12 protein-coding genes are annotated in these 14,692 nt (G+C 51.8%); 8 read left to right on the forward strand and 4 right to left on the reverse strand.

Features of this window, described 5'->3' with window-relative positions; genetic code table 11:
- The first annotated feature begins 127 nt into the window (after positions 1–127).
- Positions 128–1,774: a Na+/H+ antiporter gene (locus PGR23_RS13975; protein WP_015368729.1), complete on the forward strand. Its 1,647-nt coding sequence runs from the start codon at positions 128–130 to the stop codon at positions 1,772–1,774.
- A 322-nt stretch (positions 1,775–2,096) separates the two neighbouring features.
- Here PGR23_RS13975 and PGR23_RS13980 read toward each other — a convergent pair whose 3' ends face one another.
- Positions 2,097–2,978, reverse strand: a complete 882-nt coding sequence (locus PGR23_RS13980) for a LysR family transcriptional regulator (RefSeq protein WP_045398172.1) — start codon at positions 2,976–2,978, stop codon at positions 2,097–2,099.
- A 103-nt stretch (positions 2,979–3,081) separates the two neighbouring features.
- On the opposite strand from PGR23_RS13980, the gene PGR23_RS13985 reads away from it, so the two are divergent.
- From PGR23_RS13985 to PGR23_RS14015, 7 genes are all read left to right on the forward strand, one after another.
- Positions 3,082–3,492 carry a CidA/LrgA family protein gene (locus PGR23_RS13985; protein ID WP_045398169.1) on the forward strand — a complete coding sequence of 137 codons (411 nt, stop codon included), beginning with the start codon at positions 3,082–3,084 and terminating at the stop codon, positions 3,490–3,492.
- Complete coding sequence (locus tag PGR23_RS13990; protein ID WP_047047331.1) at positions 3,485–4,174, forward strand: LrgB family protein; 690 nt, start codon at positions 3,485–3,487, stop codon at positions 4,172–4,174. The genes PGR23_RS13985 and PGR23_RS13990 overlap by 8 nt, the downstream gene beginning before the upstream one ends.
- 555 nt (positions 4,175–4,729) lie before the next feature.
- Positions 4,730–5,290, forward strand: a complete 561-nt coding sequence (locus tag PGR23_RS13995) for a fimbrial protein (protein ID WP_196796506.1) — start codon at positions 4,730–4,732, stop codon at positions 5,288–5,290.
- A gap of 56 nt (positions 5,291–5,346) precedes the next feature.
- A complete protein-coding gene (locus PGR23_RS14000) occupies positions 5,347–6,036 on the forward strand; it encodes a fimbrial assembly chaperone (RefSeq protein ID WP_396280020.1) in 690 nt (229 codons plus the stop codon).
- On the forward strand, positions 5,990–8,575 hold the full coding sequence (locus PGR23_RS14005) for a fimbria/pilus outer membrane usher protein (protein WP_396280019.1): 2,586 nt from the start codon (positions 5,990–5,992) through the stop codon (positions 8,573–8,575). The genes PGR23_RS14000 and PGR23_RS14005 overlap by 47 nt, the downstream gene beginning before the upstream one ends.
- Before the next feature lie 34 nt (positions 8,576–8,609).
- Positions 8,610–9,179: a fimbrial protein gene (locus tag PGR23_RS14010; protein ID WP_380378712.1), complete on the forward strand. Its 570-nt coding sequence runs from the start codon at positions 8,610–8,612 to the stop codon at positions 9,177–9,179.
- Positions 9,180–9,199: 20 nt separating this feature from the next.
- On the forward strand, positions 9,200–10,291 hold the full coding sequence (locus PGR23_RS14015; RefSeq protein ID WP_396280018.1) for a type 1 fimbrial protein: 1,092 nt from the start codon (positions 9,200–9,202) through the stop codon (positions 10,289–10,291).
- Positions 10,292–10,332: 41 nt separating this feature from the next.
- Here PGR23_RS14015 and actP read toward each other — a convergent pair whose 3' ends face one another.
- The 3 genes from actP to acs all read right to left on the reverse strand — a co-directional run bounded on the left by actP (position 10,333) and on the right by acs (position 14,435).
- The gene (actP, locus tag PGR23_RS14020) at positions 10,333–11,982 is read right to left on the reverse strand and encodes a cation/acetate symporter ActP (RefSeq protein WP_045398148.1); all 1,650 of its coding nucleotides are present in this window, start codon (positions 11,980–11,982) and stop codon (positions 10,333–10,335) included.
- Positions 11,979–12,293: a DUF485 domain-containing protein gene (locus PGR23_RS14025; RefSeq protein WP_045398145.1), complete on the reverse strand. Its 315-nt coding sequence runs from the start codon at positions 12,291–12,293 to the stop codon at positions 11,979–11,981. The genes actP and PGR23_RS14025 overlap by 4 nt, the downstream gene beginning before the upstream one ends.
- A 183-nt stretch (positions 12,294–12,476) precedes the next feature.
- Entirely contained in the window at positions 12,477–14,435 is a 1,959-nt protein-coding gene (gene acs / locus PGR23_RS14030) for an acetate--CoA ligase (protein WP_047078459.1), read from the reverse strand.
- Positions 14,436–14,692: the final 257 nt, after the last annotated feature.

A 14,692-nucleotide genomic window follows, 5' to 3' on the forward strand; every position in this document is an offset into this window, starting at 1 on the left:
CGGCTTTGGCCGCCCGTTTAATTTTTAAGCCACATCCTGTTTCCTTTTGCGTTAATCTGAGTAGCGTATCATTTCGAGACATGACGCCTCAGATGTAAAAAAAGAAAACGCAGCAAACAGGGAACACATGGAAATATTCTTCACCATACTCATCATGACCCTCGTGGTCTCTCTCTCAGGGGTGGTTACACGTGTACTGCCCTTTCAGGTCCCACTACCGTTAATGCAAATCGCCATCGGCGCGCTGTTGGCCTGGCCGACCTTTGGTTTGCACGTTGAGTTCGACCCTGAACTCTTCCTCGTTCTGTTTATCCCGCCGCTGCTGTTTGCCGATGGCTGGAAAACGCCGACCCGCGAGTTTATCGAGCACGGCCGGGAAATCTTCGGCCTGGCGCTGGCGCTGGTGGTGGTCACCGTGGTCGGTATCGGCTTCCTGATTTACTGGATTGTGCCGGGGATCCCGCTGGTTCCGGCATTCGCCCTTGCGGCGGTGCTGTCGCCGACCGATGCCGTGGCGCTGTCCGGTATTGTCGGCGAAGGGCGGATACCGAAGAAAATCATGGGCATCCTGCAGGGTGAAGCGCTGATGAATGACGCTTCGGGCCTGGTGTCGTTAAAATTTGCCGTTGCCGTGGCGATGGGCACGATGGTGTTCACCATTGGCGGCGCCACCGTTGAGTTCCTGAAGGTGGCGATTGGCGGCATCCTGGCCGGTTTCGTGGTCAGCTGGCTGTATGGCCGCTCAATGCGTTTCCTCAGCCGCTGGGGCGGCGATGAACCGGCAACGCAAATTGTGCTGCTGTTCCTGCTGCCGTTCGCTTCCTACCTGATTGCCGAACATATCGGTTTCTCGGGGATCCTGGCGGCGGTGGCCGCAGGGATGACCATCACCCGTTCCGGGGTGATGCGTACCGCGCCGCTGGCTATGCGCCTGCGCGCCAACAGTACCTGGGCTATGCTGGAGTTCGTGTTTAACGGCATGGTGTTCCTGCTGTTGGGGCTGCAGCTGCCGGATATCCTGTCGAGCTCGCTGGTGGCGGCGGAAGCCGATCCGAACGTTGAAACCTGGATGCTGTTCACCGATATCGTGCTGATTTACGCCGCGCTGATGCTGGTGCGTTTCGGCTGGCTGTGGACGATGCGTAAGCTCAGCCAACGCTTCCTGAAGAAGAAACCGATGGAGTTTGGCTCCTGGACCACCCGCGAGCTGCTGATCTCCTCCGTCGCCGGGGTGCGCGGGGCGATTACTCTCGCCGGTGTGCTGTCGATTCCGCTACTCTTACCGGACGGCAACGTCTTCCCGGCGCGTTACGAGCTTATCTTCCTGGCCGCCGGGGTGATTCTTTTCTCCCTGTTCGTCGGGGTGATCGCGTTGCCGATTCTGTTGCGGCGTATTGAGTCCACCGACCACGTACAGCAGCGCAAAGAAGAGCGTCTGGCGCGCGCCGCGACGGCGGATGTGGCGATTGTCGCGATTCAGAAAATGGAAGAACGCCTGGCGGCGGATACCAAAGAGAATATCGACAACCAGCTGCTGACCGAGGTGAGTTCGCGCGTCATCGGTAACCTGCGTCGCCGTGTGGATGGGCGTAACGATGTCGAAACCTCGATGCTGGAAGAGAGCCTTGAGCGCCGTTTCCGTCTGGCGGCGCTACGTTCGGAACGCGGTGAGCTGTACCACCTGCGCGCGACGCGGCAAATCAGCAACGAGACGTTGCAGAAGCTGCTGCACGATCTCGACCTGTTAGAAGCGTTGTTAATCGAAGATCAGTAACCTTAAGTCCCGGTAAGCGCGACGTTTATCGGGACTACTCGCGGCGCCGTTTTTTGTCGGGTGGCGGCTAACGCCTTACCCGACCTACGGTCCGTGCGGCCTGCCTTTAATTTATTCACTATGCTGGCTGACACTACTGGTGCTGGCGATCTCAAAATCCCCCGGTGGCGCTAACGCTTACCGGGGCTACAGCACTGCGCGATTTGGTAGCCCGGAGAAGGCGCAACGCGCCGCCTCCGGGAAAACCCTTAAAAAGTTGCCAACCGATAACAGTATCGACAGTCTATATGTAGCCCCGGTAAGCGTTAGCGCGACCGGGGAGTTACTCCAGCCAGAACGCTTTACTGCATTCCAGCCACGCCTCGGCGCTGCGCGACATATACACCCCTTCCCGCCAGATCATCCCTAATTCCCAACGTAATTCGCTCTCCAGCGGGATCCAATAAAAATCCTCGGCATCAAGACGCTGGCAAATCGGCTCCGGCAAAATCGCCACGCCAATGCCCGCCTGCACCATTGCCGCCAGAAAATCCCACTGACCGCTGCGCACGGCGATACGCGGCTTGACATCACGCTCGGCAAACAGGCGCATCAGCTGTTGGCTGAGGGCGAAATCTTCGTTGTAGATAACCAATGGATGCTGCGCCAGCTTTTGCGGCGAGATCGAGGTGATATCCTGCCACTGCGCTGTCTTCGGCACGAGGACACAGAGCGGATGGCTAAAGAGCGACAGCGTGGTCAGGCCGCTGGACTCATCGACCGGTAGCGCGGTCATCGCCAGGTCGAGTTCGCCGTTGCTAACCGCCTGCTGCACCGTCAACCCGCCGAACTCGGAAATTTTCAGCTCCACGCCGGGATAACGTAGGCGAAAGCGGCTGATGGGCTCAGCCATCAACATGCCGACCATCGGCGGGATCCCCAGGCGCAGTACGCCTTTATTCAGATGGTTAATATCGCTGAGTTCGGCTTTTAACTGGCTGAATTCGCCGAGTATCGCCTGCCCGCGTTCGAAGACTACCCGGCCGGTATCGGTTAATAACAGCTTGCGGCCATCACGGATAAGCAGGGTGCAGTTGAGCTCATCTTCCAGATTTTTGAGCATCTTGCTGATGGTGGGTTGCGTGACGAAGAGCTTCTCCGCCGCGCGGGTAAAGCTTTGCTGGCGGACGACTTCGACAAAATACCGCAACGTACGTATATCCATGATTATTCCCTGAGACTATACCTGTGATGATTTTAATTCATTTCTGTCCGCAAGGGCGGCTCTCTATACTGCACCCCTGACTTATTTTTAGGGAATTCCGCTCATGGCCTTCGCGCCAGCACGTGTTGCGCCTTTCGTGATGCAACGTCTTCAGGTACCGGTTCAGGTACTGCTCTATGCCGGGTTGTTTGTCTGCGCTGAATATCTGGTGAATTGGCTACATCTCCCGCTTCCTGCCAATCTTGTCGGCATGTTGATGCTGCTGATGCTTATCGTCTGCCGGGTGATACCGCTCAACTGGGTGCGCGCAGGCGCGCGCTGGCTACTGGCGGAAATGCTGCTGTTTTTCGTCCCGGCGGTGGTTGCCGTCGTTAACTATGCGCAACTGCTGATGGTGGACGGCTGGCGCATCTTCCTCGTCATCGCGTTAAGCACCACTATGGTACTGGGCGCCACGGCGTGGGTAGTGGATAAGGTGTATCGCTACGAAGTGAGCAGGCTGAAAAATGAGTGATTTTACCCTGAGCATGCTGTGCCTGGCGGTCACCCTCGGGCTCTATTTCGCCAATAAGCGTCTCTATCGCCGCTTCCATAAACTGCCGTTGATGCCGCTGGTGCTGACGCCGGTACTGTTGGTGCTGATCCTCGTCTTTGGTCATATCTCCTATCAGAGCTATATGGGCGAGTCGCACTGGCTATTGTGGTTATTGGGGCCGGCCACCATCGCCTTCGCCGTACCGGTCTATGACAACCTGGCGATTATTAAGCGTCACTGGATGTCGTTGACCGCGGGAGTGGTGACGGCGTCGGTGGTCGCCGTTACCACTTCCGTTTGGCTGGCGCGTCTCTTCACTCTGCCTGACGAAATTCAGCGTAGCCTGGCGGTACGCTCGGTGACCACGCCGTTTGCGCTGGCGGCGGCGAAACCGCTCGGTGGCCAGCCTGACCTGGTAGCGCTTTTTGTGGTGGTCACCGGGGTATTTGGTATGGCGATTGGCGATGTGCTGTTCTTACGCCTGTCAATCCGCGCCGGTATGGCTAAAGGGGCGGGGTTCGGCGCGGCGTCGCACGGCGCCGGAACAGCCCGCTCCTATGAACTGGGCCAGCAGGAGGGCGTGGTCGCCAGCCTGGTGATGATGCTTTCCGGCGTAGTCATGGTGCTGGCGGCGCCGCTAGTTCGTTGGGCGATATTTTAAGATTCCGCAGTCTTACCTCAAAGGACAACGGGTAAGACTGCTGAGTTCACCCCGGTAAAATATTACGTATCCATAGGCTATTTATCTTAATTAGTATGAAATGTGTTTAGGTTATATTCTTAATTTCATTGTGGGATGTTTTTGTTGAATGCTGTTTGGAAAGATCTTATGTCATTTAATTTGTAAAAAGATATTTCTAAATGATGGGTTATTTAATGAATTTAATAATGATTAAACAATTACTAATTTGCGCTGTGAATTATATGAATGCATAACATGCTGATAATATGTGTATTTGGTTTGTTTTTATAATAGGTGATTAATTCATTCTAATGGATGATGTTAGCAATACTTATTGAAAAATATTTTTCTCAAGATATTATTTTTATGTGGGATGCTATTATTGAATGGATTCAATAAGCGATTACCTGGTCAATTTTAAATTATTTATAAAATATTGCATGTTGTTTTTATAAAAATCTGACGGCGCTAATTTTGAATTCCATTCTTTAATATACCTGCATCAAGCAATTGACGGATTGATTGTCGTTTACAATGGATATGGGAATTCATATGAAAATCAGTAAGAAATATGTGTTCAGCGCGCTGGCAATTTCTGCTTCCTGCATGCTGTCGACCTATGCGCAAGCTGCATCAAATGCTATCACTTTTACTGGCACCGTTTCTGACACCACCTGTACCGCAACAATTGATGGTGGGGTGACGTCTATCGAAATGGGTACTACTTCAGTGGCGGATTTGAAAGCGAATACCTATGGTGCTGCGAAGAATTTTTCATTTTCCCTGGCTAACTGTCCTGGCACTGAAGAGGGGGGCAACGCTATCGCCCGCGTTACCTTCGGTGGCGAGGCAGATGCTGCGAACAGTGATTACTTCAAAAACCAGGCCTCAACTTCTGCAGCTTCTGGCGTAGCGGTCGCCATCTTTGATAACGCAGGTAATTTGCTGAAAAATAATGAAGAAGGCGCCGATGTGGATATTTCATCAGGGGCTGCGACTATTCCATTTACCGTGAAAATGGTCAAGTCAGGCGCTTCTGATCCAACGAAAGGGGCAGTAAAAACGACCGTGACTTATAACGTGACTTACTATTAATTAATTTTATATGGAGAAAGGGGAGCGGTATGTAGATTCCCCTTTATTATGGGTATATGAGATATCGTTTATTTTTTATTAGCTTATTGCTAACCCTTTCGAATGCGCAAGCGAGTGTAGTGGTCGGCGCGACTCGGGTGATATTTGATGGTGCCAAAGAGAGTACGGTAGTGGCTGTTGATAATAAAGATAATACCACTAATATTGTCCAGTCCTGGCTTTCTGTCGTTGATACTTCATCACCTGAAAAAGACTCATTTATTATAACACCACCGCTATTTCGTTTAAATTCTGGTGAGAAAGGTTTTGTCCGGATAGTGCGTTCAGGGAAGCCATTACCAACCAGTCGGGAGTCCATGCTTTGGCTAAATGTTAAAGGCATACCCGCAATGGATAATGTGCCAGATAAGAACACGGTGCAGTTCGCTATTAATTCTAAAATTAAACTTATTTATCGTCCCAAAGAGCTGCAGGGACAAATCCCAGAAAATTATGCTGCTAAATTACAATGGAGTCACGATAGCAACTTTTATAGCGTAACAAATAATTCACCGTTATATATGAATTTTTCACAAATAAAGATTAACGGTAAGAATGTATCTGGAATATGGTTCGCGGCACCATTTTCTACGTTAAAGATACCGGCAAAAGATGTTTTATCCTCTGCGAGGAACAAAGAAATCACATGGAGCGTGATTAATGATTATGGTACGGCAGGGAAAAAATATTCCGCAATCATACAGTAGCGTTACTCTATTTCATACTCCAGGGTATATCGGAGCAGCATTCTTGCTATACGCCACTACCCTAAGTTCTGGCGCGCAGGCCGGAGAATACTTCAACCCGCATTTACTGGAAGTGACTGAAAGTAGCGCTACCGCCGTGGACTTATCCTGGTTATCTCAGGATACGATTCCACCCGGTAGCTATAATCTGGATATTTATATTAATGATAAATATATATCTACCGAGGTGATTGAATTTAAAGAAAACACGGATAAACAAGAGACCAGGGTTCAACCCTGCATTGGCGTTGGACTGCTAAAATCATGGTCAATTAATACCGCGCGCTATCCGCAGCTTGCGGATATGGCAACGCAGTGCGCCTCTCTGTCAGCGATCCCTGGTCTTGAATACTCAGTGTCGTTGTCGCAGCAGCGCCTGGTACTTTCCGTGCCCCAGGCGGCGCTGCTCAATCGCCCTGGAGACTATGTTCCGGAGGAGCAGTGGCAACAAGGAATCAACGCGGGGTTGCTTAACTATAGTTTGTCGGGGCAATGGAATACGCCGCGGCATGGCGGTAGCGCTACCGAAAGCCAGTTTGCGAGTTTGCAGCCTGGTATAAATCTGGGACCGTGGCGTCTTCGCAACTATAGTACGTTTGATCACGGCGATGACGGTAGTCACTGGCAATCGGTGTATAGCTATCTGGCGCGCGATATCCATATCCTGAAAAGCCAATTCATTCTGGGTAATACCTATACCTCGTCGGGTATTTATGACAGCATAAATTTTACTGGCCTGCAGTTGAGCTCGGATGAGGAAATGCTGCCGGACAGTCTTCACGGCTTCGCGCCAACGATTAAAGGTATCGCGCGCACCACCGCCGAGGTCACCGTTTATCAGAATGGCTACAGTATCTATAAAACAACGGTTGCTCCCGGGGCTTTCGAGATTAAGGATCTTTATTCAACCGGGAGCGCCGGCGATCTCAACGTTAATATTAAAGAGTCCGACGGTAGCGAGCAAAATTTTGTCGTGCCTTATGCCTCGTTGGCTATTTTGCAACGCGAGGGGCAGTTGGACTATGCTTTTAGTAGCGGAAAAGCGCGTGCCTCCAGTTCCGGTGATAAAGAATATAATTTTGTCCAGTCGACGGTGGCATACGGCGTTTCAAGTAATATTACGTTATATGCGGGACTACAGCAGGCTGAAGATAAATATACTAATATATTAATGGGTTCTGGTTTTAACTTAGGAAGCATTGGTGCGTTGTCGTTTGATGCTTCTCAATCATTGGCCAATATTAAGCAAAACGAAGCCCGCTCTACGTTATCGCAAAAAAAGGGACAATCCTTACGCCTGCGTTTTAGTAAAAGCTTTTTGCAGACGGGAACTAATTTTTCGGTGGCTGGTTATCGCTATTCTACTGCGGGATATTATTCCTTTCAGGATTTTATCGATAAGACCTCAGATGACCAGGATTGTTGTACATTAACTGGTCGGAAAAAAGGGCGCTTTGATGCCTCAATATCGCAATCGCTGTTTGGGTATGGTTCTCTGTCGCTTTCCTTAGTGAATGAAACTTACTGGGATAGTTCGCGAATGGATTCATTGGGCATTGGCTATAGCGGTTCGCTGGGAAAAGTTTCTTATTTCATTAACTATTCATATAACCGTAACGTACAAAGTAGTGAAAGTCATGGAGAGACGAAACCTGGCAGCGATACTATTGTGTCGTTAACGCTGTCTATACCGATAGGCGAAAGGCTCTCGTCTAATTACAGCATGAGTTCTGGCCGTGCAAGCGACACCACCCACAGCGTAGGATTGAACGGCATGATGCTGGCGGATCGATCGCTTAACTGGAATGTTCAGCAAGGTTATAACGCCAGTAATAAAAGTACTTCCGGAAATATTGGTGTGGATTATCAGAGTTCCAAAGGGGATATTTCCGCCGGCTACGGCTATGACCATTATAGCAATCACTATAACTATTCATTACGCGGAGGCATGATCGCCCATGCGGGCGGACTCACCTTTTCCCGATTCCTCGGTGAGAGTTCCGCCCTGATTGAAACACCCGGTGTGAGCGATGTGGCGGTCCGCGGACAAACCAATGTCACAACCGATTCCTCAGGTTACGCTATCGTGCCATATATTCGGCCATATCATGTCAATAGCCTGTCATTGGATGAACAACAGATTGCGGGTGCGGAGGTTGATAATGTGGTGAGAAACGTGGTACCGACGCGTAACGCGATAGTCAGAGTGCAATACGATACCTATATTGGAGCAAAGGCCATGGTCACGTTAAAGACGGCGACCGGCGTCGCGCCATTTGGCGCTATTGTGACTTTAGAAAAACAACCACAACGGCGCCAGGATATTCGCAGCAATATCGTTGGCGATGACGGGCAGGTTTATATGACGGGTCTTCAGCAAAAAGGAACTATGCTGGCGAAATGGGGCGAGGGGCGAAATGAACAATGCCGTGCAGATTATGATTTGACCGTGAAGGAAAAAAATCAGGAGATTATTTTCTATCAAGCACTGTGTCATTAACTTAGATGGTTGCTCAAAGGAATGAGGTTTGAATATGGGTGATGTTAAATGTATCGGCGGTATCTTAATCTGTTTATTTGGCTATTTAATCTGTGCGCTTTTTGTTATTTCGACGCCAGCATTGGCCTATGAGGATTCAAGCACGATCAATTTTAACGTTTCTGGCAATATTGAGGAACCATCCTGTGACGTTGCAATAAAACCCTCTGCCACCATTGATTTAGGCACAGTGTCGTATCAAACGCTAACCGGTAAAGCAGGATCCAGTGGGGAAAGCACGCCGGTCAAGCTTGAGTTTAGCAACTGCTCCGCGGGAACCTCTACGGTCACCTTATCCTTCAGTGGCTCCTATTTTGATGATACCCATACTTCAATTTATAAAAATTATCAAACCGGCAGCGCCGGGGCCAGCGGCGTCGGAATGCAGTTATTTAGCCAGGCGGATAATCAGCCATTAGGCCCTAATGACCGATATGTTTATACATTTGATGCCGGCACTGATATTCATACATTTAATATGATTGCCAGAATGTATTCACCTTACGGAAAAATTAGCGCTGGCATTGTGGGATTTACCGCAACCTTTGATGTCATCTATAAATAATTCGATGTACAAGGAATGGTATGAGTAAATATATATTAATGTTACTGCTGATTTTCCCTGTGTTGAGTTGGGCTTGTGAGGGGGTGAATTCTGGCGATGTATCGATGACTAATTTGCCTGAGAAGATTTTACTTAGTGCCGGGAATTACTCGGCCGGAACAGTATTATATGACTCAGGTAAGATAACTCGTTCGCAGGCCGCGCTACTCAACTGTCAAGGTGATATATATGCTAACTTTCAGTGGGCATCAAATAACACAGAAAATTTAATCGGCGATAATATCTATACCACCTCGTTACAAGGCGTAGGGTTGAGAGTCAAAGTTTGGTTAAACGTTACCGGCGAATATAATGGCGATAGCGGCGATTTCAATAGCGATTATCAGCAGCATTTTATTGGTGATGTTAATTACTACCTTGGCAAACCTTCCGGCGTACTGGATTATTATGCTTCAACCAATTACTCACCGGCTTACCAGCTACAGCTGGTGGCGACCGGCGGCCCAATAGCGACAAATAGTAAATTGTCGTTGAACGATCCGGTGGCGACGGTCTCTGCGAAAGACAGTTCAGGTACTATCGTAATTTCCCAGCTGCATATTAGCGGCACCACGACTATTCAGCTCACCCCGATGGGTTGCATGGTCAGTAGCTCAGGATTGAATTTCGCGATGGGGACGATAAGCGCTTCGGCATTCAATTCCGCGGGGAAAGCTGGCTCTGCAACTCAATCGGTGACGCTCTCCTGTGAGCCGGGGACTAACGTTGTAATGCGGGTGACGGCTGCGGAAGCGAGCGGCGATAACCCGAACCATACGGTGATGGCCTTAACAGCGGATGGTAATGCTGCCACCGGCGTTGGCGTACAGCTTAATCTGAAGGACAATGCGCTGCCGCTGAATACGGATATCAGCTTATATTATTCAAGCCGCACGACGGTGACCAATAACGGCGCGGATGCCGGCTATACCATTTTTACCAATCCTGATTTCCCCGGCGGCGCATATGCTATGCAGTCGCTCATGTTTACCACCAATTATTACAAAACAGCGGAGACGGTGACGGCGGGATCGGCAAATGCGAGCGGGGTGATAACCTTTACCTATAACTAAAATATAGCCTCTTCCTCAGCGCGAGGAAGAGGCCGATACCATTAGTGCGCCTGGCCGCGTTCGATACCGATACCGGTTTGTGAACGGATAAACTGGGCGCGGAACTGCTCGCGCTCGCGCATCCCTTCTGCGGAGTTATCGGTAATCGAGAATAGCCAGATGCCGATGAACGCGATGGCGATGGAGAACAGCGCCGGGTATTCATACGGGAAGACGGCTTTCTCGTGACCGAGGATCTGTACCCAAATGGTCGGGCCAAGGATCATTAAAATCACCGCGGTCAGCAGGCCGAGCCAGCCGCCGATCATCGCGCCGCGGGTGGTCAGCTTCGACCAGTACATCGACAGCAGGATAATCGGGAAGTTACAGCTGGCGGCGATAGAGAACGCCAGGCCGACCATGAAGGCAATATTCTGGTTTTCGAACAAAATCCCCAGCAGAATCGCTACCACGCCGAGGATCAGCACGGTAATTTTCGATACCTTCAGCTCCTGACGTTCGGTCGCGCCTTTGCGGAACACGTTAGCGTAAAGATCGTGAGAGACCGCCGATGCCCCCGCCAGCGTCAGTCCGGCGACCACCGCCAGAATTGTGGCGAAAGCTACGGCCGAGATAAAGCCGAGGAACAGGTTACCGCCCACGGCATCCGCCAGATGCACCGCCGCCATGTTGTTGCCGCCGATGAGCTGTCCGGCCGCATCTTTAAACGCCGGATTCGCCCCCACCAGCATGATCGCCCCGAAGCCGATGATAAAGGTCAGGATATAGAAGTAACCCATAAAACCGGTAGCGTAGAACACGCTCTTACGCGCTTCTTTGGCGTCGCTGACGGTGAAGAAACGCATCAGGATGTGCGGCAGGCCCGCGGTACCGAACATCAAGCCGAGACCGAGCGATAGCGCCGATATCGGGTCTTTCACCAGCCCGCCGGGGCTCATGATCGCCGCTCCTTTCGGGTGCACCGCCATCGCTTCAGTGAACAGATTATTGAAGCTGAAACCGACGTGCTTCATCACCATAAAGGCCATAAAGCTGGCGCCGAACAACAGCAGAACCGCTTTGATAATCTGCACCCAGGTGGTGGCGAGCATGCCGCCAAATAGCACGTACAACACCATCAGCACGCCGACCAGCACCACCGCAACGTGGTAGTTGAGGCCGAACAGCAACTGGATGAGTTTGCCGGCGCCAACCATCTGCGCAATCAGATACAGCGCCACCACCACCAGCGAACCGCAGGCGGAGAGAGTGCGAATCGGCCCCTGCTTCAGGCGATAAGACGCTACGTCGGCAAAGGTGTAGCGACCGAGGTTACGCAGGCGTTCGGCGATCAGGAACAGGATAATCGGCCAGCCGACGAGGAAGCCGAGCGAGTAGATCAAACCGTCGTAGCCGGAAGTGTATACCAGCGCGGAAATGCCGAGGAACGAGGCCGCGGACATAAAGTCGCCGGCGATCGCCAGACCGTTCTGGAAACCGGTGATATTGCCGCCCGCGGTGTAGTAATCGCTGCGCGAACGCACGCGTTTTGACGCCCAGTAAGTGATATACAGCGTCAGGGCGACGAAAATCACGAACATGATAATCGCCTGCCAGTTGGTCGGCTGCCGCTGCACCGCGCCGGTAATGGCATCGGCGGCGTTGGCCGCGAAAGGGAGCGTGGCGGCAAGCGCCGTCAGGACTTTTTTCATGATGCTTGCACCTCGCTAATCACGCTTTTGGTCAACTTGTCGTATTCGCCGTTTGCCCGCCAGACGTAAATGCCGGTCAGAACGAAGGAGATGATAATGACGCCGATACCAATAGGGATGCCGCGGGTAACGCTGGTGCCTTCATGCAGCGGCGTCCCAAGCCAGCCGGGCGCGAAGGCGATAAGCAAAATAAAGCCTACGTAAATGACCAACATAATGACTGACAGAATGGCGGCAAACCGTTGCCGTGATGCAACTAACTCCCTGAAATGCGCACTATTTTCTATCCGCTGACAAATTTGTTCATTCATCTTAGCGTCTCCAGAGGTAACCCTTATGTCATCCATCGGCTATCCGTCGGCAACAGTGACCCGCCCGACGTTATTACGTCGAGTAGCCGCTGGTTTACCGCTTTCCTGCTGAACAGAATCCTTGGGGGGAGTTTATGTTTTTAACCTCTCCCTCCAGAGAGGGAGAGGGGGGTAGGTATCGTGTTAAGAAGGCATCGCAATGGCCTGCTTCTCTTCGAGCAGTTTGTCCACTACGCCCGGATCGGCCAGCGTCGAGGTATCCCCGAGATTACTGGTATCGCCAGCGGCAATCTTACGCAGAATACGGCGCATGATTTTGCCGGAGCGGGTTTTCGGCAACGAGTCGGTCCAGTGCAGTACATCCGGCGTCGCCAGCGGGCCAATCTCTTTGCGCACCCAGTTACGCACTTCGGCATACAGCTCCGGCGTCGGCTCTTCGCCGTGATTCAGCGTCACGTAAGCGTAGATGGCCTGGCCTTTGATGTTATGCGGAATACCAACCACCGCCGCTTCGGCGATTTTCGGATGCGAGACCAGCGCGGATTCAATTTCCGCGGTGCCCAGACGGTGGCCGGAGACGTTCAGCACGTCATCGACGCGACCGGTGATCCAGTAGTAACCATCTTCGTCGCGACGGGCGCCGTCGCCGCTAAAGTACATATTTTTAAAGGTTGAGAAATAGGTCTGCTCGAAGCGCTCATGATCGCCAAACAGGGTACGCGCCTGGCCAGGCCAGGAGTCGGCGATCGCCAGATTGCCCTCGGTCGCGCCTTCCAGCGGCGTCCCTTCGTTGTCCACCAGTACCGGCTGGACGCCAAAGAATGGACGCGTGGCGGAACCGGCTTTCAGTTCGGTGGCGCCCGGCAGCGGGGTAATCATGAAGCCGCCGGTTTCTGTCTGCCACCAGGTGTCCATCACCGGGCACTTCTCGTTGCCGATCTTCTTCCAGTACCACTCCCAGGCTTCCGGGTTAATCGGCTCGCCGACCGAGCCGAGAATGCGCAGTGAGGAACGATCGGTACCTTCGATAGCTTTGTCGCCTTCCGCCATCAGCGCGCGGATCGCCGTCGGCGCGGTGTACAGAATATTGACCTGATGTTTGTCCACCACCTGGCACATGCGCGCCGGGGTCGGCCAGTTTGGTACGCCTTCGAACATTAGCGTGGTGGCGCCGCAGGCCAGCGGGCCGTACAGCAGGTAGCTGTGACCGGTGACCCAGCCCACATCGGCGGTGCACCAGTAGATATCGCCCGGATGATAATCAAAGACGTATTTGAAGGTGGTTGCGGCATATACCAGATAGCCGCCGGTGGTGTGCAGTACGCCTTTTGGCTTGCCGGTCGAGCCGGAGGTATAGAGGATAAAGAGCGGGTCTTCGGCGTTCATTTCCACCGCTTCATGCAGGTCATCCGCTTTTTCAATCAGATCGCTCCACCACAGATCGCGACCTTCCTGCCAGTCGATTTTGCCGCCGGTGCGCTTGAGGACCACCACATGCTCGATGCTGGTGACGTGCGGATTTTTCAGCGCATCGTCGACGTTTTTCTTCAGCGGGATGGCGCGACCGGCGCGTAACCCTTCGTCAGAGGTGATCACCAGGCGAGCGCTGGAGTCGATAATGCGTCCGGCAACCGCTTCCGGCGAAAAGCCGCCGAAGATTACCGAGTGGATGGCGCCGATGCGCGCGCAGGCCAGCATGGCCACGGCGGCTTCCGGCACCATCGGCATATAGATAGCAACGACATCGCCTTTTTTAATGCCCAGATCGAGCAATACGTTGGCAAAACGGCAAACATCGCGATGGAGCTGGCGATAAGTGATGTTTTTACTCTGGCTGGCGTCGTCGCCTTCCCAGATGATCGCGGTCTGGTCGCCGCGCTCATGCAGGTGGCGGTCGAGACAGTTGGCCGCGAGGTTCAGGGTGCCATCTTCATACCATTTGATGGAGATGTTTCCCGGCGCGAAAGAGGTATTTTTTACCTGCGTATAGGGCTTAATCCAGTCGAGGATTTTGCCCTGCTCGCCCCAGAAGGCATCTGGGTTGGTGATGGATTGTTGGTAGTTCACCTGGTACTGTTGCGGATTCATCAGGCAATGTTCCGCAATCTCTGCGGGAATAGGGTGTTTATGTATTTGGCTCATGGCTTTTTTTCTCCTTTAACTTGTTAAATATATGTCAAATAACCGTTAATAATAGGGGCTTTATGAGCTTTGTTTACTATTTGGGGGGCAGATCACGCATTGATTAAACTGAATGAAATTCAATCAAATGAAACTTTGAAATGAAATAATTCATTTGCTGTATTTATAGAAACTGAATGTGTTAAATATTTTTTATAACAAATACTTATGCAATGTAATGCGCTGAAATGGGCGGATTTATGCAGAAAACCAGAGGA

Source organism: Klebsiella sp. 141162, from assembly GCF_050600755.1.
GTDB lineage: Bacteria > Pseudomonadota > Gammaproteobacteria > Enterobacterales > Enterobacteriaceae > Klebsiella > Klebsiella aerogenes.